The organism is Mesorhizobium sp. B1-1-5, assembly GCF_006443065.1.
GTDB lineage: Bacteria > Pseudomonadota > Alphaproteobacteria > Rhizobiales > Rhizobiaceae > Mesorhizobium.
In genome coordinates this window covers 1-17,433 of the sequence record NZ_VFWS01000026.1, presented here as the reverse complement: position 1 = coordinate 17,433, position 17,433 = coordinate 1, and the positions used below count along the sequence as shown (strand labels likewise).

Annotated in this window: 28 protein-coding genes; 14 read left to right on the top strand and 14 right to left on the bottom strand. The window is 62.4% G+C overall.

Annotated elements, in window-relative coordinates; genetic code table 11:
* Nucleotides 1-4 precede the first annotated feature (4 nt).
* The gene (locus FJ980_RS11680; protein WP_140543034.1) at nucleotides 5-310 is read left to right on the top strand and encodes a hypothetical protein; all 306 of its coding nucleotides are present in this window, start codon (nucleotides 5-7) and stop codon (nucleotides 308-310) included.
* A 23-nt stretch (nucleotides 311-333) separates the two neighbouring features.
* Here the strand turns inward: FJ980_RS11680 and FJ980_RS11675 are convergent, their stop codons facing one another.
* Nucleotides 334-519, bottom strand: a complete 186-nt coding sequence (locus tag FJ980_RS11675; RefSeq protein ID WP_140543033.1) for a hypothetical protein — start codon at nucleotides 517-519, stop codon at nucleotides 334-336.
* Between the two features lie 200 nt (nucleotides 520-719).
* On the opposite strand from FJ980_RS11675, the gene FJ980_RS11670 reads away from it, so the two are divergent.
* Nucleotides 720-1,778, top strand: coding sequence for a YihY/virulence factor BrkB family protein (locus FJ980_RS11670; RefSeq protein ID WP_140543032.1), 1,059 nt, complete (start codon nucleotides 720-722; stop codon nucleotides 1,776-1,778).
* A gap of 26 nt (nucleotides 1,779-1,804) precedes the next feature.
* Here FJ980_RS11670 and FJ980_RS11665 read toward each other — a convergent pair whose 3' ends face one another.
* From FJ980_RS11665 to FJ980_RS11645, 5 genes are all read right to left on the bottom strand, one after another.
* Nucleotides 1,805-2,017, bottom strand: coding sequence for a hypothetical protein (locus tag FJ980_RS11665; RefSeq protein WP_140543031.1), 213 nt, complete (start codon nucleotides 2,015-2,017; stop codon nucleotides 1,805-1,807).
* A 381-nt stretch (nucleotides 2,018-2,398) separates the two neighbouring features.
* Nucleotides 2,399-2,716: a DUF982 domain-containing protein gene (locus FJ980_RS11660; RefSeq protein ID WP_246676399.1), complete on the bottom strand. Its 318-nt coding sequence runs from the start codon at nucleotides 2,714-2,716 to the stop codon at nucleotides 2,399-2,401.
* On the bottom strand, nucleotides 2,713-3,015 hold the full coding sequence (locus FJ980_RS11655; protein WP_140543030.1) for a DUF982 domain-containing protein: 303 nt from the start codon (nucleotides 3,013-3,015) through the stop codon (nucleotides 2,713-2,715). Before FJ980_RS11655 ends, FJ980_RS11660 begins: the two co-directional genes overlap by 4 nt.
* A gap of 285 nt (nucleotides 3,016-3,300) precedes the next feature.
* Nucleotides 3,301-3,813: a ferritin-like domain-containing protein gene (locus FJ980_RS11650; protein WP_140543029.1), complete on the bottom strand. Its 513-nt coding sequence runs from the start codon at nucleotides 3,811-3,813 to the stop codon at nucleotides 3,301-3,303.
* A gap of 202 nt (nucleotides 3,814-4,015) precedes the next feature.
* Complete coding sequence (locus tag FJ980_RS11645; protein WP_140543028.1) at nucleotides 4,016-5,326, bottom strand: Nramp family divalent metal transporter; 1,311 nt, start codon at nucleotides 5,324-5,326, stop codon at nucleotides 4,016-4,018.
* A 405-nt stretch (nucleotides 5,327-5,731) separates the two neighbouring features.
* On the opposite strand from FJ980_RS11645, the gene FJ980_RS11640 reads away from it, so the two are divergent.
* Nucleotides 5,732-5,941 (top strand): cold-shock protein, encoded by a 210-nt coding sequence (locus tag FJ980_RS11640; protein ID WP_095768399.1) that lies wholly within the window; start codon nucleotides 5,732-5,734, stop codon nucleotides 5,939-5,941.
* Between the two features lie 106 nt (nucleotides 5,942-6,047).
* Nucleotides 6,048-6,242: a hypothetical protein gene (locus tag FJ980_RS11635; RefSeq protein ID WP_140543027.1), complete on the top strand. Its 195-nt coding sequence runs from the start codon at nucleotides 6,048-6,050 to the stop codon at nucleotides 6,240-6,242.
* Nucleotides 6,243-6,339: 97 nt separating this feature from the next.
* Here the strand turns inward: FJ980_RS11635 and FJ980_RS11630 are convergent, their stop codons facing one another.
* Nucleotides 6,340-6,540: a hypothetical protein gene (locus FJ980_RS11630; protein WP_140543026.1), complete on the bottom strand. Its 201-nt coding sequence runs from the start codon at nucleotides 6,538-6,540 to the stop codon at nucleotides 6,340-6,342.
* Between the two features lie 318 nt (nucleotides 6,541-6,858).
* Nucleotides 6,859-7,062 (bottom strand): CsbD family protein, encoded by a 204-nt coding sequence (locus tag FJ980_RS11625; RefSeq protein ID WP_140543025.1) that lies wholly within the window; start codon nucleotides 7,060-7,062, stop codon nucleotides 6,859-6,861.
* Nucleotides 7,063-7,610: 548 nt separating this feature from the next.
* Here FJ980_RS11625 and FJ980_RS11620 point away from each other — a divergent pair.
* Nucleotides 7,611-8,024 (top strand): HD domain-containing protein, encoded by a 414-nt coding sequence (locus FJ980_RS11620; RefSeq protein ID WP_140543024.1) that lies wholly within the window; start codon nucleotides 7,611-7,613, stop codon nucleotides 8,022-8,024.
* A gap of 39 nt (nucleotides 8,025-8,063) precedes the next feature.
* On the opposite strand, the gene FJ980_RS11615 is transcribed toward FJ980_RS11620, so the two are convergent.
* The gene (locus tag FJ980_RS11615) at nucleotides 8,064-8,570 is read right to left on the bottom strand and encodes a hypothetical protein (protein WP_140543023.1); all 507 of its coding nucleotides are present in this window, start codon (nucleotides 8,568-8,570) and stop codon (nucleotides 8,064-8,066) included.
* A 94-nt stretch (nucleotides 8,571-8,664) separates the two neighbouring features.
* On the opposite strand from FJ980_RS11615, the gene FJ980_RS11610 reads away from it, so the two are divergent.
* The 3 genes from FJ980_RS11610 to FJ980_RS11600 all read left to right on the top strand — a co-directional run bounded on the left by FJ980_RS11610 (nucleotide 8,665) and on the right by FJ980_RS11600 (nucleotide 10,552).
* Nucleotides 8,665-8,910, top strand: coding sequence for a hypothetical protein (locus FJ980_RS11610; protein WP_140543076.1), 246 nt, complete (start codon nucleotides 8,665-8,667; stop codon nucleotides 8,908-8,910).
* Nucleotides 8,911-9,021: 111 nt separating this feature from the next.
* On the top strand, nucleotides 9,022-10,026 hold the full coding sequence (locus FJ980_RS11605) for a PAS domain S-box protein (RefSeq protein ID WP_246673341.1): 1,005 nt from the start codon (nucleotides 9,022-9,024) through the stop codon (nucleotides 10,024-10,026).
* A 166-nt stretch (nucleotides 10,027-10,192) separates the two neighbouring features.
* Nucleotides 10,193-10,552, top strand: coding sequence for an SPW repeat protein (locus tag FJ980_RS11600; protein ID WP_095768502.1), 360 nt, complete (start codon nucleotides 10,193-10,195; stop codon nucleotides 10,550-10,552).
* A 418-nt stretch (nucleotides 10,553-10,970) separates the two neighbouring features.
* Here FJ980_RS11600 and FJ980_RS11595 read toward each other — a convergent pair whose 3' ends face one another.
* Nucleotides 10,971-11,444, bottom strand: a complete 474-nt coding sequence (locus FJ980_RS11595) for an Lrp/AsnC family transcriptional regulator (protein WP_140543021.1) — start codon at nucleotides 11,442-11,444, stop codon at nucleotides 10,971-10,973.
* A gap of 137 nt (nucleotides 11,445-11,581) precedes the next feature.
* On the opposite strand from FJ980_RS11595, the gene FJ980_RS11590 reads away from it, so the two are divergent.
* Both FJ980_RS11590 and FJ980_RS11585 read left to right on the top strand, forming a co-directional pair.
* Nucleotides 11,582-12,373 carry a tryptophan 2,3-dioxygenase family protein gene (locus FJ980_RS11590; RefSeq protein ID WP_140543020.1) on the top strand — a complete coding sequence of 264 codons (792 nt, stop codon included), beginning with the start codon at nucleotides 11,582-11,584 and terminating at the stop codon, nucleotides 12,371-12,373.
* Nucleotides 12,374-12,587: 214 nt separating this feature from the next.
* A complete protein-coding gene (locus FJ980_RS11585; protein ID WP_140543075.1) occupies nucleotides 12,588-13,001 on the top strand; it encodes a DoxX family protein in 414 nt (137 codons plus the stop codon).
* A 93-nt stretch (nucleotides 13,002-13,094) separates the two neighbouring features.
* On the opposite strand, the gene FJ980_RS11580 is transcribed toward FJ980_RS11585, so the two are convergent.
* The 4 genes from FJ980_RS11580 to FJ980_RS11565 form a co-directional block, all read right to left on the bottom strand.
* Nucleotides 13,095-13,400, bottom strand: coding sequence for a hypothetical protein (locus tag FJ980_RS11580; RefSeq protein ID WP_095768409.1), 306 nt, complete (start codon nucleotides 13,398-13,400; stop codon nucleotides 13,095-13,097).
* Nucleotides 13,401-13,471: 71 nt separating this feature from the next.
* Complete coding sequence (locus FJ980_RS11575) at nucleotides 13,472-13,741, bottom strand: hypothetical protein (protein WP_095768410.1); 270 nt, start codon at nucleotides 13,739-13,741, stop codon at nucleotides 13,472-13,474.
* 225 nt (nucleotides 13,742-13,966) lie between these two features.
* On the bottom strand, nucleotides 13,967-14,422 hold the full coding sequence (locus FJ980_RS11570) for a hypothetical protein (protein WP_246673339.1): 456 nt from the start codon (nucleotides 14,420-14,422) through the stop codon (nucleotides 13,967-13,969).
* Between the two features lie 146 nt (nucleotides 14,423-14,568).
* Nucleotides 14,569-14,862 carry a hypothetical protein gene (locus FJ980_RS11565; RefSeq protein WP_348640653.1) on the bottom strand — a complete coding sequence of 98 codons (294 nt, stop codon included), beginning with the start codon at nucleotides 14,860-14,862 and terminating at the stop codon, nucleotides 14,569-14,571.
* Between the two features lie 382 nt (nucleotides 14,863-15,244).
* Between FJ980_RS11565 and FJ980_RS11560 the strand changes: the two genes are divergently transcribed.
* The 4 genes from FJ980_RS11560 (at nucleotide 15,245) to FJ980_RS11545 (ending at nucleotide 17,330) form a co-directional block, all read left to right on the top strand.
* Complete coding sequence (locus tag FJ980_RS11560; RefSeq protein WP_140543018.1) at nucleotides 15,245-15,613, top strand: hypothetical protein; 369 nt, start codon at nucleotides 15,245-15,247, stop codon at nucleotides 15,611-15,613.
* On the top strand, nucleotides 15,606-16,016 hold the full coding sequence (locus FJ980_RS11555) for a hypothetical protein (protein ID WP_140543017.1): 411 nt from the start codon (nucleotides 15,606-15,608) through the stop codon (nucleotides 16,014-16,016). Before FJ980_RS11560 ends, FJ980_RS11555 begins: the two co-directional genes overlap by 8 nt.
* Nucleotides 15,964-16,650, top strand: coding sequence for a terminase family protein (locus FJ980_RS11550; RefSeq protein WP_246676398.1), 687 nt, complete (start codon nucleotides 15,964-15,966; stop codon nucleotides 16,648-16,650). Before FJ980_RS11555 ends, FJ980_RS11550 begins: the two co-directional genes overlap by 53 nt.
* 326 nt (nucleotides 16,651-16,976) lie before the next feature.
* Nucleotides 16,977-17,330, top strand: a complete 354-nt coding sequence (locus FJ980_RS11545; RefSeq protein ID WP_140543015.1) for a hypothetical protein — start codon at nucleotides 16,977-16,979, stop codon at nucleotides 17,328-17,330.
* Nucleotides 17,331-17,433 lie beyond the last annotated feature (103 nt).

Genomic DNA, 17,433 nt, shown 5'->3' with positions numbered 1-17,433 from the left:
TCTCATGAAAAAAGCGCTTCTCATTGCAGCCGTCACCCTGGTCCAGGCTCTGCCGGCGGTGGCCCAGAATGCCGTCCAGCCGAACGACCAGCAGGCGCAGAACTGCCAGGCCAAGCCCGACGCCAACGACCAGCAGCAGAAACAGAAGCAGCAGGCCGACACCGATGAACTGTCGAAAAAACTCGGCAATTGCGGCGGCGTGCTGAAGCCGCCGCCGACCGGCGACAAGAACGCGACGCCACCGCCCCCGACAGGCAGCGACATGCCGGTGATCAAGCCGGGCGAAATTCCGCCGCAGACCGGCCAATGAGGCCCGTCTTCTACAACAAGGGTTCAATGCTTGCGCTTCTCGCCTTCGGCCGCCCTGACGGCCGGCAGGTTGTGGGCCTCGCGTATCATCTGCAATGCCTCCTCACGCGTGAGGCCGCATTTGCGGGCAAAATAAGCCGCTTCGAGGATCTCGGCGTCGGAAGCTGCCGAAACAGTGCAAGCCGACCGTCTGTGCTTCTTCTTGGCCATCGGTTCACCGCGCCATGAATCACTTAGTCAGCTAAATATAAATCCATTGTTTCCGATTGCAAATACGCGGCCGTTTTTAGCGATCCGGCGTCGGTGCCCACGCCCATTGGGAACCATTGTGCCGGCATGGGATTGTGATTTGCGAACCGCGTCAGCCGGACCTGGCGGCAAAGGGCAGGTCCAAAACAGATGAGGCGACGATGCCGGGCTGGGTTCGTGAAGGCTGGCTGCTCTTGCGGGAAAGCGTCGCCGGCTACATCGCCGACAATGCGCTGAGCCACGGAGCGGCAATCGCTTTCTATGCCACGACCTCGCTGGCGCCGATCCTCCTCATTGTCGTGGCGATTGCCGGCTTCGTCATCGGCAATGACGCCGCACAACTGGCGCTCTCGGCCGAGATATCGGGCGTGATGGGGCCGCAAAGTGCCGACCTCCTGAAGGCAACGATCGAGAGCGCGGCGCAGCGCTGGTCAAGCACGCTTGCCACGCTCATCGGACTGGTCACGCTTTTCGTCACCGCCTCGGGCGTCTTCGGCGAAATGCAGCAGTCGCTCAACGAGATATGGAAGGTGAAGCCCGACGGCGTGTCGCTGTCGCGCCTGGTGCGGGCGAGGGCGGCGAGCCTCGGTCTCGTCGCGGCGCTTGGCTTCCTACTGCTGGTATCGCTCGCGGCAAGCACGGCGATCTCGGCGCTGGGCGAATTGATCAACCGACGCCTGCCGTTCGGTGGCGTGATCGTCAGCGGCGTCAACACGATCGTCTCTTTTGTGCTGATCGCGCTGCTCTTTGCCGCGATCTACAAGGTGCTGCCGGACCGCACGCTCAAATGGCGCGATGTCGGCATCGGCGCTGCGGTCACGGCCCTGCTCTTCACCATCGGCAAGTCGCTGATCGGCTGGTACATCGGCACCAGCGCTATAGCGACGTCTTACGGAGCGGCGGGCGCACTGATGGTGGTGCTGGTCTGGGTCTATTATTCGGCACAGATTTTTCTTTTCGGCGCCGAGATTACCCGGGCCTATTCGGTACGGCGCGGCAGCCGGCGCGACCTCGCGCCGGTCGTTGCGAATGCAACCGACCGGGCTGCGCCGCACTATATCGAAAAAGTAGCCAAACCCGGGACGACGATGCCGGCCGACGCTGGTGCAAGTGTCGGCGCGGCGGCGCCTCGGGCATCCGGCGGCGGGATCGTCCTATGGATTGTCCTCGGCAGCCTGATCACTCTGCTTGTCACGCGGGTCTTGCGCCGCTCAGGCTGACACGACCTCGTCGCCAGGCTCGGGGGCTACCGCCGTTCTTCCTGCCGTTTCTCGATTTCGTAGGACAGCCAGCGGCAGAACATGCCGACAACCGAGGTAGCGGCTCCGCCGAGCAGACAAGCAACCAGCAACGGACTTTTCGAGGCACCGTCCCAGCTGACGATCGCCAGCAGTGCCACGCTCACTGTGGAAATCAGATACCCTGTACCTTTGAGAAGATGAAGCGACGATCTGTTCATGTTGGCCCGCCTTCCAATGAACAGACAATCAGGATCGAGGTTCCATTTAGCCGATGTTCCTCCACGACGGTGGCGGCATGAGGCACTTGCTGGAAACCAGGAAGGCAGGCTGGGCGGCCGCAACATGCCACTCACTTGGGACTGAAGTCGCACGCAGCGCCGCTTTGGTCCAAGCAGTGAAACCTTAGCCCGCCGTTGGTGGTTGGGGGACGGTTTGACGGATATTTGAGTCCCTTCATCGTCAACTGTTTGAACGCCCACCATTCCCGCGACTGGTGGGCGTTCATTCGAGGCAACGATCCAGTGCCAAGGGGCGGACCGGATGACACGCCGCACGCCCGTGAGGCGCCCCGACAGCTGTCGTGGGGCGCGCCCCGATCGTCATCGGTGATCTGACGGCCGAGCTTTTTCTATCGCGGGGGGGATTGGTCCGTCCTCGACAAGGATATCCTTCTTGCGCGCGAATGCGGCGAAAACGCCTCGCGCGGTTTCCGCGTCGACGTCGCCGACCAAAGCTGCCTTGCAGGCACGGATAGCCGCTTTCTGCTCCGGGCTATTGCCGCACCAGTCGGTCGCGAACTGATAGGCATCGACGACGGTGTTCAGTTGCCGGGGAAAGCCCAGTCCGACCCAAACGCGAAGGGGTTTCTCGAAAGGTTTGGAAAGCATCGCGAACTCCCATAGCCGCGAAACTTTCAAGCAGTCAGTCCGCCGCCGCGGCCGCCTTTGCCGGTCATCCATGGCAAGGGGATACTCACGTCCTCGAGAATTTTGACCGACCTTGCGAAACCGCTAAAGGCATCTCTGGCGGCAGTCAGCGGATAGCCGCTGTCGAATGCCCGCTGGCAGGCACGAAGGGCCGTTTCAAAGATGGCTCCGCGCCTGTTCTTGGGCCACGCGTAGAGAAATTCCAGGGCATCTTCCAGGCACGCGATTTCCTGGATGAGGCTGTCTCCGCTCTTCACGAAAACAGGGCTGTCGAACATGCGATCGTTCATAACGTCCTCCAATCGAACGAACAATTGAGTTCAGGCAACGGCTTGGTGCCGACAGCGGCCCAAGCTCAGCGGCGATATGGGTTTGTAGATCTTGACCGTCAAGAGGCCCGGGTCGCTGCAAGAACCGGCGCGCCAATTCTGCCATCCACGACGAATTATCGATCCAACAAACAGGTGAGATCGCTGGTGGCGCGGGCAGCGGCCGCCGCCGTTCGATTGGACCTGCAATGTGGCAGCGAGCCCTGGCAAGCCGCCGGGGCTCGGCGACCGTGAGCGGGTCGTCCGCTATGCGGCTTCAGCCGCGACGTTGACCGCGGATTCGGCAAGCTGGGTGAGCGCGGCGTCCGTTTCCTTTTCTTCGTTCAGCGTCTTGTCGAGCAAGGTGACGGCCTCCGTCAGGCCGAGTTCCTGCGCCCAGGTCCTGAGCGTGCCGTAGCGAGAGATCTCGTAATGCTCGACGGCTTGGGCGGCAGCCAGCAGGCCGGCGTCGAGCGAGGGCGAGCCCTTGTACTCGTCCATGATCTCGGCACCTTCCTCGGTGATGCCCATGATGGCGGCACAAGTCTTGCCCGCCGGTTTCTTATCGATCACCTCGAACACTTCCTCGAGACGGGCGACATGTTCCTCCGTCTGGTCGCGATGCTTCTCGAAGGCCATTTTCAGCGCATCGTCCTGCGCCGCCTTTGCCATTTTGGGCAGCGTCGTCAGGATTTTCTTCTCGGCGAAATAGATATCCTTCAGCGTGTCATGGAAAAGTTCGTTGAGGCCCTTGTTCGAGGCCGCTTTCGTCGTCGCCATTCTGAATCTCCTGGTGGGGGTTGGATCATCACCAACACGGCCTGATCAAACTTGTTCCAGAAAGAAATACATGCGGCGACACCGCTAAAAGCATCAATTGTTATTGACGGCGACGAAGCACCGCCGCGGCCAGGCGATTGGCCGGACCGACGCATGAATCGCCGCCTGTCGCATCTGAAAGACCGCTTTCCCTGCTCGGGATTCACACAAACCACTGCGCGATGAGGCCCACCGACGAGGCTGCCATTGTCATTGTCGTTAGCCATCCCAGCGCGCGCAGCCAACCCTGAACCGGGAATTCACCCATGACGTCCTTGCGGCCGGCCATCCGCATCATGACGATCAGTACGGGAACGGCGCATATGCCGTTGATGACGGCGCTCCAGTAAAGCGTCTTGATCGGGTCGATCGGGGTAAACATGATCCCGGTGCCAAGAGCGGTCGCGGCGGCGAGTGTGACGTAAAACGCCAACGCTTCCTTCGGCTTGCGCTGCAGCCCCACCGTCCAGTGCAGGGCTTCGCCGACGGCGAAAGCCGCTGACCCCGCCAGCACCGGCACAGCCAGGAGCCCGGTGCCGATAATTCCCATCGAGAAAATGATGAAGGCGAACTTTCCGGCGGCCGGCTCCAGAGCTTTGGCCGCGTCGGTGGACGAAGCAATGTCCGTCACCCCCGCCTTGTGAAGCGTGGCGGCCGTGGTGAAGATGATCGCGACGCCTATCAAATTCGAAAACGCCATTCCGACCAGCGTATCGGCGCGTATTCGCCGGAATGCCTTGGAAGCTTGCCACGGCGCCCATCGCAGCGGCTTGGCGCTTGGCTTGAGTTCCTCCTCCTCGACCTCCTGCGAGGCCTGCCAGAAGAACAGATAAGGCGAGATCGTCGTGCCGAGGATCGCGAGCAGCGTGGTGAAGAAAGCGCCATTCCATTCAATGTGCGGAACAAGCAAGCCTTTGGCCGCGTCGGCCCAGGCTACATTCGCGGCGAACATGGCAATGACGTAGGCGAAGAGGCTCAAGGTTGTCCATTTGAGCACTTTCACGTAGCGGGTGTAGTCGAGAAAGACGATCGCGCAGATACAGACGATCGCGAATGCGATCACATAGAGCGGGCTCGGCCCGCCGATGAGCAGCTCCAACGCGTCCGCCATGGCGCTGAGGTCGGCGCCGATATTGATGACGTTGGCGACGGAAAGCAGCACCACCACGACGTAGAGCAGCGAGGCGGGATAATGTCTGCTGAGGTTGCCGGAAATCCCCTTGCCCGTGGTGCGGCCGATGCGGGCGGCGATCTCCTGGATCGCCGCCATCAGCGGGAAGGTGAACAGCATGGTCCAGCCGATATCGAAACCGAGCTGCGCGCCGGCCTGGCTGTAAGTTCCGATGCCGGAGGGATCGTCGTCGGATGCGCCGGTGATAAAACCGGGGCCGATCGTACGCAGGAACCGTTGCAAAGGTCCCTTCGCCGACGTTTTGCTTTGTTCTCTCTCGATGTGCGAACCGACTTCGGCCATCGTTGCTCCTTCCATGCCCGGCCGAGCGCTAGCGCAATGGCAGCCGAGGCCAGGGATAATCGGAGCGACTTGCACGACAGGCTCGGACAGGTGTTTTGCGTAGATAAGCAAGAGCTAACGAAGATGGTGAGTAACTGGCGGCGATGACGTCGGTTCCGCCGTCATCGTCACCTTCCGCATCAGAGGGCGGATCCGGTCGGGTGCCGAAAAGGGTCCTGCATAAATATATCGGGGGTTGTCTTGCCGGGAGTCAGTTTAAACGCTATATGTGTGATATCGATCTTGTTGAACGAACGTTGTTTCAGGGCCTTTGCGCCCGACGATCTTCCCTCTCAATTTCGAAAACCGTGACGTTTGGCATTCGGCCAAGCGGCGGTAATTTGCGTCGATTTGAAAGGAAATCGTATGACTACTGGAACCGTGAAGTTTTTCAACGCCACTAAGGGCTTTGGCTTCATCGAACAGGGCGGCGGCCAGCCGGACGTGTTCGTTCACATCTCCGCCGTGGAGCGCGCAGGGATGCGTTCTCTCGTCGAAGGCCAGAAGGTAAGCTTTGACGTCGTCAAGGACGCTCGCAGCGGCAAGAGCGCCGCGGAGAACCTCCAGGCAGCCTAAGCCATGCGTCGGCGCCTTTGACCACGGATGTACCGGCACAGGCGCTGGGGCTTTGAGGGAAGGTCGGGTTCGCCCGGCCTTTTTCATTTGCATAGCGAGGTAGCACATGGCTGATACGAATGTGTTCAAGCCGAAAGGCGACGCCAAGAACGAGGCCACTACAAAGACCGCGCGCGCCATCATCGACAGCGAGGCGGCGGCCAGAGTTGCCAAGACGGCGCGTCTTCGCAAGGCCAGGCTGGCGCAGGAGCCGGTGGAGGAGCCGGTAAAGAAGGTGAAGAAGAAGGCCGCCGCCAAATAGGGGCGCGGCGTGAGCGGCGCCGTGGCGGCCGGGCTGGGCTCACCCATTCCTGAGATGATTGCCCCGGCTGCGGGAAAATCATCTCGACAAGCCTTGATCAGTGCCGTCCCTTGAGGAACCTCGCCTCTCTCACCAGTGAAGTCCAGTCGGGGCCGATAAGCTCGATCAGCTCGCGAGCCTCGTCCTCCGAGATGTCCATATCCTTTGCCAGGCGGCGGGCAAGCATTTCCACATCGCCCTGCGCTGGTTGAGCCGCTTTGCCGTCGCCGGGTTCGGCGCCATCGTCTCGGTTGATCATGAGCCAACTCCTTCCGGTAGGAACTGTCGAGGCGGCGGCATGTTTCATCCGTTTCCGCAATTTGACATCCGGGGCGTCTCGCCGGCGGCGGACCATGAGATCCGAGGCTGATTCGCCTTCTGGAACCGCCGCAAGGCGGCGCGCCAGGAGCCTCGCGAAGGCAAGCCGAATCCGGATAATACGGTGCGCCCGCAGCGCGGGCGGAACTCGGCCATGGCAGCCCGTCGGAGCCATTCGCCGCCATCGCGCGGGCTTGACCGGCTTACGCAAAAAGGCGCTGCCGCAGGGCAACGCCCTTCGTTTTTGGGGAGCCGGCTTTTACCAGCCCTGCATCCTGTACCAGTCGTCGATGTCGCGGCGCACGCGATCCTTCTCCAGGCCGTAGCGTTCCTGGATTATGCCTTCGAGCTGGTCGCGCTTTCCGGCGATACGGTCGAGATCGTCGTCGGTCAGCTTGCCCCACTTTTCCTTCACCTTGCCCTTCACCTGCTTCCAATTGCCTTCGACGCGGTTCCAGTCCATGGCCGGACCTCCTGTTGGACACGGAGGGCTAACGGCAACACGACCGCGAAGTTCCTGTCGAAAGCTCTTTCTGCGTCGAGGCAGGCACTGAGCACAACGACACGGACGAATGTGCCTTCATCTGGCCGTCATAATGAACCGCCAAATTAGCAAACGCTGAACGTGACCCCCGGTCAGCATGTTCCCAAGACCTCTCTTGCCCGGCTCCTGGTCCGGGCTTCTTTTTAATGCATGTCGCCCAGAAGGGCGCAGCGGTTCTGGGACGACGAGCATCAAAACAAAGACCTAAAGCGTGTCGTCTGAATCCGTTTCAGCGACGCGCCTCAGGTGCTGGCATTCCGCCTGGAACGGGTGGCGCGGATTGGCGATGGCGCATCCTCAAAAATCCGGCAGCGTTGGAACATTAGGCCGGTGCCGAGGTTTTTGCATGCATGATGGCGCGCAGTTCCCCCGAAGGCCCGTCATCCGGACCGGGTTCCGACCCGGGCAAGCCCGCCTCGGCCGTCCCTCGCCGGGACGGGCTTTATCGTGACGAGATCGGAAGGACCATGCTTCACCAGGCCGCCAAAATCGCCGAGCAGGCCCATCGAGGTCAAAAAGACAAGACCGGCAGACCCTACATTGAACATCTGAGACGGGTTGCCGATGCGGTCGAAACGCTGGACGAAAAGACGGTTGCCTATCTGCATGACGTGGTCGAGAAAGGCGAGGGTTGGAGTCTCGAGCGGCTGCACGGCGCCGGCTTCGGCCTGCCGGTGGTGGCGGCGGTCGATGCGCTGACCAGGCGCATGGACGAGAGCGAGGAGGGCTTCATTTTCCGCGCCGCCTCGAACGAGCTTGCCCTGCCGGTTAAGATAGCCGACCTGCGCGACAATCTGTGGCAAGCTCATCAGGCGGGCGTTGCGCCGGACCGGTATGAGACGGGGCTCGGCATTCTGGGCGAGTTGGCCGCCAGGGACTGAGCGGCGTCGGGGGCTTTGGGCTGCTGCCGGCGGCGCCCGCTATTCGTCGAGCTGCAGCAAATCGATCCGCGCGTCGGGCAGCGAGTGCTCCCACAGGGCTCTTTCGAGGTCGTTGCGGTTGTCGCCGCCCGTGGCTTCCGGCAGGTCGAGCGCCGTCAAGGCCTGGTCGTCGAACTCGATTGGCGCCCCGTAAAGTTGGGCGATTTGCATCACCAGGCTTTCTATATCCTCGCGGGCGATGTTGTCGGCGAGGTTCTTGAGCCTGATTTCTTCCGCAACCCGGATGATGTTGACGATGCCGTCGATCCGCAGGGCCTGCTGGACCTTGCAGTGAGAGTCGTCGCGCAGCCGGTTGGAAAATCCTCGCGTCATTGGAAAACCCTCCTTTCGCGGGGGTCTATCCCTCTGTTGCAGCCATGCGCTGGAGCAGTGCGGTTGGCAATACACAAATTTTAAAATCAATAAATAAATCAGCTGGTTAGCAAAGTATATCAAACGCAGTTTCACCGCATCCTTAGCATCGTTGGCTTCATTGCCGGTCGGCAAATCATCCCCTCTTGACGCCTTATGGCCGCTTCCTATTTCTACTCACAGTTAGGCAGATACTAACTCCCAGCATTCGGCTCGGATGGAGGCGGAAGTGGTTGAGCTTGAACGGCCGCAACGGTTGCAGATCATGCTGACCGACGAGGAATTGGCGGCGCTGGAAAACTGGCGTTTCGAAAAACGCATGCCAAGCCGCTCGGCCGCCGTGCGCGAGCTTTTGCGCCGTGGACTGGCATCCGATGGGTTTCTGGCCGCTGGCCTGGGCGCGAAGTCGCAGGATTTCGGCGTGATATCGCTGGATCGGAAGGCCGCAGATGGCTCCAGCGACCCGAAACCCTGAGCAAATGCACGCTCGCTCGCGGCAGATTGCCTTGACCTCGGCCGGCCCTAATTACCGTCCATGACCAATCGCGGGGGGACGTTCCGACAGGATCCGAATGCCGATGCGCGCTTGGCCGCGATCGTCGATTCGTCCTACGACGCCATCGTCGGCAAGACTCTGGGCAGCGTGATCACCGACTGGAATCACGCGGCCGAACGCATGTTCGGCTATACCGCCGAAGAGGCCATCGGCCGGTCGATCCTGATGCTGATCCCAGAGCATATGCAAGACGAGGAAACCGAGATCATCGGCCGCATCCGCAAGGGGGAGCGCATTCCGAGCTTCGAGACGGTGCGCAGGCGCAAGGACGGCTCGTTGATCACCGTTTCACTGACGATTTCGCCGATCAAGAACAACGCGGGCGAGATCATCGGCGCCTCGACAATCGCCCGCGATATCAGCGCTGCCAAGGAAAGCGAGCGCCGCATCCGGCTCTTGATGCGCGAGGTCAACCATCGCGTGAAGAACCAGTTCGCCGTGATCCTGTCGATGATCAGGGAAACCAGCAAGCGCTCCACCGATCCGGGCGAGTTCGAGGAACTGATCCGTTCGCGCATCATGGCGCTGTCGCGCTCGCACGATCTCCTGGTCACCTCCGAATGGGCCGGCGCCAGCCTGTTCGACCTGATCCAGGAGCATCTGAAGCCTTTCGGCCATGAGGAGCGCATCTCGCTTTCCGGGCCGCTCCTGACGCTGCAGTCCAACGCCGTGCAGAATCTCGGCATGGCCTTCCACGAACTGGGCACTAACTCATCCAAATATGGCGCGCTGGCGGGTGAAGGCGGCCGCATCGAAATCACCTGGCAGGTCGAGCCCGGCCCGCAAGCGCAGCGGCGCTTTCATCTTCTGTGGCACGAGACATCCGGCGCGACGGCCGTTGGAGCTGAGCAGAAGACGAGTGAGCGCAAGGGTTTTGGCACCGTGGTGCTGCAGCGGGTGGCGCCGCAGTCGCTGAGCGGTTCTTCAAGCCTCGAGCGTTCGCCCGGCAGCGTGAAATGGACGCTCGACGCGCCGCTCGAGGCAATCGTGGTTCCGCAGCTGGGGGCAGAGAGCGATACCGACTTCAGCGTCTGAGCGGCAGGCGGCGGGATTTCTGCCGTCCCGCGCCGGGCGACGCGCAGTCCGGACCCGCCCGACCGCCACTTGCAGCCTGATAGAAACGTAATTACATCAATCGCTAAGCGTGCAATGTCCACGCGGATACAGTTGCTTTGGTCAAGCTTCGTCTATGGAGGTTGTCATGCCAAGCAAACTGATGGAAGCAAGAAAGAGCCAGGACTGGATCACCCTGATCCTGGCGATTTGCCTGTTCATCTCACCATGGGTCATCGGATTCACCGCGGCAACGGTGCCCGCGTGGAACGCCTGGATTGTCGGCGTTCTTCTCGGCGCGCTGGCGCTCGCGACGCTTTCGGTGTTCGCCGAGTGGGAAGAATGGGTAAACGTCGTCCTCGGGCTCTGGCTGATCGTGTCGCCCTGGTTGCTACACTTCGCGGCTGACACGTATGTCATGGCCACGCATGTCGTTCTCGGCGTGCTGGTGGTCGCGGCATCGGCCTGGGCTGTCTGGGACTTCCGTCATCCCCACGCTCATGCGTGAGCGGTGATTGAGCGGGAGCCCGCCGCGCACGCGGCGAGCTCCTGCCACTGCGACGTCTGGGCATCGGGCTGAACGGCGATTGCAGCGTCTTCACGCGATTGCTGCTGCAATAGGAAACGTTTTGGTGCATTCTTGGGAATGGTCTCGATGCTTTACCCCGACACTCCAGCCAAGTGCTGCTCCTACTGCGGCGGCCGCGACCATGATTTTGAGGAATGCCCGAAACGCAAGGCCGACGCGGAGAAGGAGAAGGTGGAGCGGGAGCCGGCCGTGATCAGGCTCCCATATTCTCGTCACGCGTCCTCCAACCAGTAGATCGCCTCGCGTCGCCATAAAGACACCGTGCGGCGCGGCCAGCGTCCACGGCTCGATTGCCGACAGGGGTACCGTTGAGCCGAGTCTCAATTTGCCGCTCGCCTTATCCCCTCAGCGCACGCGCCGCCGCGTCGGCGAACGAGATGTCGCCCTTGATCTCGCGCATCGCCATCGAAGTCACCGTGCGGCGCACGCCGGGCAGGCGGCTGAGTTCCTCGCGCAGCATCCGGTCGAGCGCCATCATGTCGACGGTGACGATCTGGAGCAGATAGTCGGCTTCGCCCGTGGTGGCGTAGCAGCGGCGGATCAGCGGGTGCTTCTTCACCGCCGCTTCAAAGGCGTCCGACACTTCGAAGTCGATCGACACCTGAATGAAGGCCTCGATGCCGAAGCCGATCCTGGCCGGGTCGATGCGGGTCGAATATCCGCGGATAACGCCGGCCTCTTCCAACGCCTTCACCCGTTTCCAGCAAGGCGTCTTGCTCAAGCCGACCTCCTCGGCGAGTTCGCCGAAGGAGATGCGCGCGTCGCGCTCAAGCGCGGCGACTATTCTCCGGTCGACAGCATCCAGCGTCATTCGTTCTCCAATATGGCAGAAGACATCGATGATCGTCCTTCATTCCACGTCATTTGAATAACAGAAAGGAACAATGTTCAAGCCGAAAGCGCTATCTTTGTCGCCAGGTCGAAAACCTGCCGCGAGGAGGAGAAGCCATGGACAAGACGGACTATCACGCCCGCATCGAGGCCCCCGAGATGCGCGACTACGGCGTCTATCTGAAATGCGATCAGCTGCTCGCCTGCCAGAAACCGCTCTCCGACATGGTCAACGCCGACGAGCTGCAGTTCCAGATCGTGCACCAGGTCGAGGAATTGTGGATGAAGCTCATCGCCTACACGCTGGTCGACGTCCTCGACTATCTGGAGAAACAGGACACACATCGCATCGTCACGCTGATGGGCCGCGTGCACCGGCTGATGCGCATGATGACGGCGCAGCTCGACCTCCTGGAGACCATGTCGCCCAAGGAGTACCAGCAGATCCGCCTGCAGCTCGGCAATGGCAGCGGCCAGGAATCGCCAGGCTTCAAGCTTTTGCTGCGCCTGCCGCCGGACCTTTGGCGGGCCTTCAGGCATGCCTATCTCGACGGCCGCGGGCTGTCCGTGGAGGATATCTATGACGAGCATTACGACCACGGCGATTCCTATGTCGTGGCCGAGGCGCTGATCGAGTTCGACGAGCTGTTCCAGAAATTCCGCGCCAATCACCTTTATCTGATCCACCGCTCGATCGGGCTCGGCGCGAAGTCGCTGAAAGGCAGGCCGGTGGAGATCCTCGAAGGCGGCGCCCGCCACCGCTTCTTCCCCGAGCTCTGGGACATTCGCTGCGCCATGACGGACCGCTGGGGCGCCGAATACGGCACCGTTCGGGATTCGATCAGCCATCCGCCGCAACTTTCTCCTTCTCCCCTTGTGGGAGAAGGTGGCCGCGAAGCGGACGGATGAGGGGTGTTCCAGGGAATACCGACGTCTCACTTCGCTGGAACACCCCTCATCCGTCTCGGCGCTGTCGCGCCGATCCACCTTCTCCCACAAGGGGAGAAGGCGAGGCGCCGCGTCCCCGCCTCGCATAATTTTTCCACCGCCTGTCGGAACCAACTCCCTCCGCCCGTCCTTGGGGGCATCAACCGCTTCAACAATCCGGAGGAACATCGTGGAAATGCAATCGACCTGGCAGACCGCCGCCATCCTCATCGCCCGCCTGATCTTCGCCGCCATGTTCGCGATGGCCGTCGCCTTCAAGCTGATGGATATCGGCGCCACCGCCGGCTACATCGCGGCCGCCGGCTTCCCGTTCCCGCTGTTCCTGGCCTGGTGCGCGGCGATCCTCGAAGCGTTGCTGGTGATCGCCTTCCTCACCGGCGCTTATCTGACGCCGTTGGCGCTGATCGGCGCGGTCTATGTCATCTTTCTCGGCTTCGCCTTTCACGGCCCGTCGCACTGGGCCGGAAACCAGGCCGAGTTTGGCGCCTTCATGTCGCATTTCCCGTTCGCCGCCGGCCTGCTCTACGCCGCCGTCCACGGCCCGGGCAGCGTGCTGGCTCTCAAGCAGGGTTGGCCGGGCAGGGCGTGAACTTTCCTTTTCCCGTTCTACGTGGAGAAGGTGGCCGAAGGCCGGATGAGGGGCGGCGCCAACATTTCAAGACAAAGGCGCCTTCCCACACGCTCACATCTGATCGTTATACGGCTCTTTCATCTGGCCGACCATGCGCGCCAGCTTCGAGAAGGACGGCATGTCGGCCTCCGGCTGGCACTGGTTGGCGAGTTCGAGCAGCCGGATCGGGAAGTTGACGGCGTCGCGGCTCGAGGCCGACATGCCTTCCGAGCGCTCCTCGCTGGTTTCGCTGGCCTCCGCCTTGCGCAGCGCGATGTCGATCTCCTCGACCGTCAGCACGCCCTTGCGCACCAGCACCTGGTTGACCGAAGCGACGGCCATCAGGAGGCCCTCGAGCTGCAGATTGGCGACATTCATGGCTTTTGCTCCCATTGACCGGGGTGAAACGCGCGAGCCGCGGTTACGATCCGGAGATGCGCGAGCCTCGCTTAGGCCTCCATCCACCGCTCTCCATACTCGCTCCAAAGCCGCCTGATCTCGCGGTTGCCGAGCGGCGGCGTCTGGCGGTCGCCGTAGAAGACAGCGACGGCGCTGAGGTCATATTGCCCCTCGGCCTGGGCGATGAAGCGGATCGCCTCGCCGAGCGGTCTCGAATGGAAGATCGGATCGGCCTGGCCCCGGCCCAGGCTGCGAACGCCCGAAATGCTTGCTGGCACATGCCGCATCCGAAAGACGGATGCCATGGCAGGTTTGTCCATGCCTGCTCTCCGCGATTCCCTTGGGGAATGATCCCATAAGCACCGGCTAATGACCAGCCCGGGACGGCCGCCGGAACAGAGCAGGCCCCAGCACAACCTCGGAAACTGAACGCCGGCGGGGAAAGAAAAAGGCCGGGCGCGACGGCCTGGCCTTTCCTTCCGCGCGGTCGCCGCAAGGCAACCTCACCGTTTTCCGGGTCGGCTCTCTAGCCGGGCCGGAAATGTCTACCTGTGCCAGCGATGCAGCCAGTCCGGCTCGGGGGCGGAGCTTCGGCTGATCGCCATGCCGGCCAGCAAGCCGACCAGGCCGCCGATCAACATCGCAGTCGAGAAGGTGCCGGGGTTCTGCTGCACGGTTTCCGAAACGCTATGCGCCTGGCTGCGCAACTGGCTCGCCGCGCGCGACGCGCGGTCGGAGGCGCCGCTGTAAAGGGTCGAGGCCCGGTCGGCCGCGCCCTGATACCAGCCATGCGCGGTCTCTGCGGCTTGTTCGGAAAGCGTGCGGTTCAGCCGGTTCACCTCGCGCTTCAACTCGGCGATCTGCTTCTTCATCGCGTCTTCCGATGCCCGCGAGGCTCGTGCGCTGCTGCGGGACGCGGGACGGTTGCGCGTGGCGCGCGCAGCGGCGGTTTTCGCGTTGCCGTTGGCTGAATTGGTGGTGCTGGTGTCATTGTCTGCCATCGGTCTCTCCTTTTTGCCTCCTGGGAACGAACGGTCAAGCCGTGCCATTGTTCCGCCGCGGTTTCCGCAGGCGCGCCGCCAGACCAAAAGACGAGGGCCGCGGAGCGAACTCCACGGCCCTTGGTCCAAGCCCTTGCTTGCCGCAGTTACTTGCCGCAGTTGTTGTCATTCACGTTCGGCTGCACTGTGGTGGCGGTGCTGTTGTTGGCATCGCCCATTGCGCCCTGCGGATTATTCGCGCAGTTCTTGTCGGCGTTCGAATTCATGTCGCCGCCTGTGATGCTGCCGGTCGTGCCGGTATCGGGCGGAGGGGCCTGGTCAGGCGATGGCGCGGCCGGCGTCTTCGGGTTGACGGTAACGGTCTGGCCGCTGCCCGCGCCGTCATTTCCGGCGGTACCGGCGTTCTGGGCCATCGCCGCCGTCGCGAGGCCGATGGTCAAGGCCGAAGCTGCAAGAATCTTCGTAAGCATGATCTCTTCTCCTCTGTTGCGAGACGGTCGTCTGTCGCGTTGCGACTAAGGGTGGAACCCGTCGGACCAGGGTTGGTTCCGACAAAAATTTGCTGTGATCTGGCCTGGCGTTTCAATTTATAGGTGTGGCGCGCACGGGGCTTTGCTGGCTCGATTGCGAGAAATTTAGGAAAATGTACCTAGAAGCCATTGCCCGTTGAAGGCAGCTATGCTACTATTTTGTCCATAGTGCTGATTTGCGCCAACAACCCGCCGCCGGCGGGGTTTTTGTTTTCGCGCCATCCATTCTTTCGAAGCGCTGGCGGCGCCCTCTCTCCCCAGCGGCGCTTTCAACATTCTGCTCGAGGCCCAGATGCCACGCTATGCCACCATCGTCACCGCCGATGACGGCGCTGAGATCGTCAGCGCTATCGGCGAATTCGAAGGCGCAAGCCTTCCGCAGCGCTCGGGCCGTGTCGAGCAGGTCGCGCCGGGCGTGCGCATCGGTATGGTGCGGGGTGGCCTCGATGAAGCCGTCGCCGGTTTCGGTTTCCCGCGCCAGGGCCTCGGCCCGGCTGCGGTCCGCACAGCCACGGCGGGGCTGAAGGCAATGGCCGCGCCGTCCGCCGATGCCCGGCCCGCCAGGCCGGCCAGCACAAGGCGACGCAGGAAACCCGCCCGCAAGGTCCGCAAGGCGAAGGCGGCGAAAGCAGCACCATCTGATGCGGTCACGCATGGCTGACGAAAGCAGGCGCCGCGAGCCCGTCGGCGCGAAGCGGGCGAGGCGAACGCCGAAAGCCACCCAAGCCGCTGCCGCTCCGTCCCTCCGCCCGAAGCGCTCGCGAAGGACGCTCGTCGATGATTTCGCCGCCGCGCTTCGCGCCGATTTCCGCGTCCATGGCGCAGGCGTCATCGCCGCGGTGCGGGCCGAAAAACCCGAGCAGTATCTGAAGGTCGTGCTGACGCTGCTGCCCAAGGATTTCTCCGAAAGTGTCGATGCCAAGCAAACCAGTCTCGAGCAGTTGAGCGATGACGAGATCCGCAGCCGCATCCGCGGCCTCGAAGCGAGCCTCCGGCCGCTCCTGGACAGCGATGCAAACCTATCTGGCGCTGCTCGAGGAGATGGACCGCAGGCGTCGCCGTAACCTTCTTGCAGCCTACGCGCCCTACAAGCAGCAGGCCGAATTTCACGCGGCAGGGGCAACGAACCGCGAACGCCTGTTCATGGCCGGCAACCAGCTGGGCAAGACCAGGGCAGGGGGCGCGGAATGGGCCATGCACCTCACCGGTCGCTATCCGGGCTGGTGGAAGGGCAAAATGTTCGACCACCCGGTGCGGCTCTGGGCCGCCGGCGTGACCGGCGAAGGCACGCGCGACAATCCGCAGCGCGTGCTGGTCGGTCCTCCGCAACAACAGGCAGAATGGGGCACCGGCATGATCCCGGCCAATGCCATCGCCGATATGGTGATGGGCCGCAGTGTTCCCGGCGCAATTGACAGCGTCGTCGTGCGCAGGGGCGGTGGCGGCGACGTGCAAGCCGGCGAAAGCGTGCTTTCGTTCAAGAGTTACGAGAAGGGCCGCGAGAAATGGCAGGGCGAGACGCTGCACGGCGTCTGGTTCGACGAGGAACCGCCGCTGGATATCTATTCCGAGGGCCTCACCCGTACGAATGCCACGGATGGCATTGCGATCGTGACGTTCACGCCGCTGCTCGGCATGAGCGATGTGGTGCTCAGGTTTTTGACGGCGGAGGCGGTAGAGAGGATTGGGAAGACGTAGGTGACGGCCAATCTCCCCCCTCGTGGGGGAGATGCCCGGTAGGGCAGAGGGGGGCCGTAGAGTGTTTACCTCGACTTTGCCCGCGGCGGCGTGCTTCCTCGAACCATTGTGGATGGGTCTGACCGCTCATACACCGACTTGACCACTGATACGCCGGCGGGACAGCGCCCCCCTCTGTCCTGCCGGACATCTCCCCCACAAGGGGGGAGATCGGCAGCTTCGGCGACGGCACCCCATTCCGAAACCGCGCCGAAACCATGATTTGCGATGCCGCTTTGGCCGCAACCGAAGGTCGAGTAAGTTCCGGCCACGATCCGGGGGCCGACATGCGACCGAAACCGAACCTGCTTCTGGCCTGCGCGTTGCTCTCGGCCTGTTCCGGCTCTAGCGGCGACTGGCGCGGCGATGCGATCGCTTCGGCCGAAGCCAGGATGCGGAGCCTGACCAACGATCCGGCGGCGAGTTTCTCGCATGTCGACCTCACCGGCGACAGCGCGAGCGGCCAGACCTGCGGCGTCATCGCAAGCAAGGTCGGGATCTTCACCAAGCAAGCGCGCTTCATCGTCTATATCGACGGCGCCGGGCCTTATGTCGAACCGGGCCTCGGCTCGTCCATGTCGCAGGCCGATTTCGACTGGGCCTGGAAGAACGACTGCGTCAACGAGGGACATAAGGGCTGAGCGTTGGCTCTCCCTTCTCCCCTTGTGGGCTAGCGTGCGCACACATTTGCTTCGTGCTGTGGTCAAGCGTGAAGAGACGCGGTCGGGAAATGGCTTGAAGCGT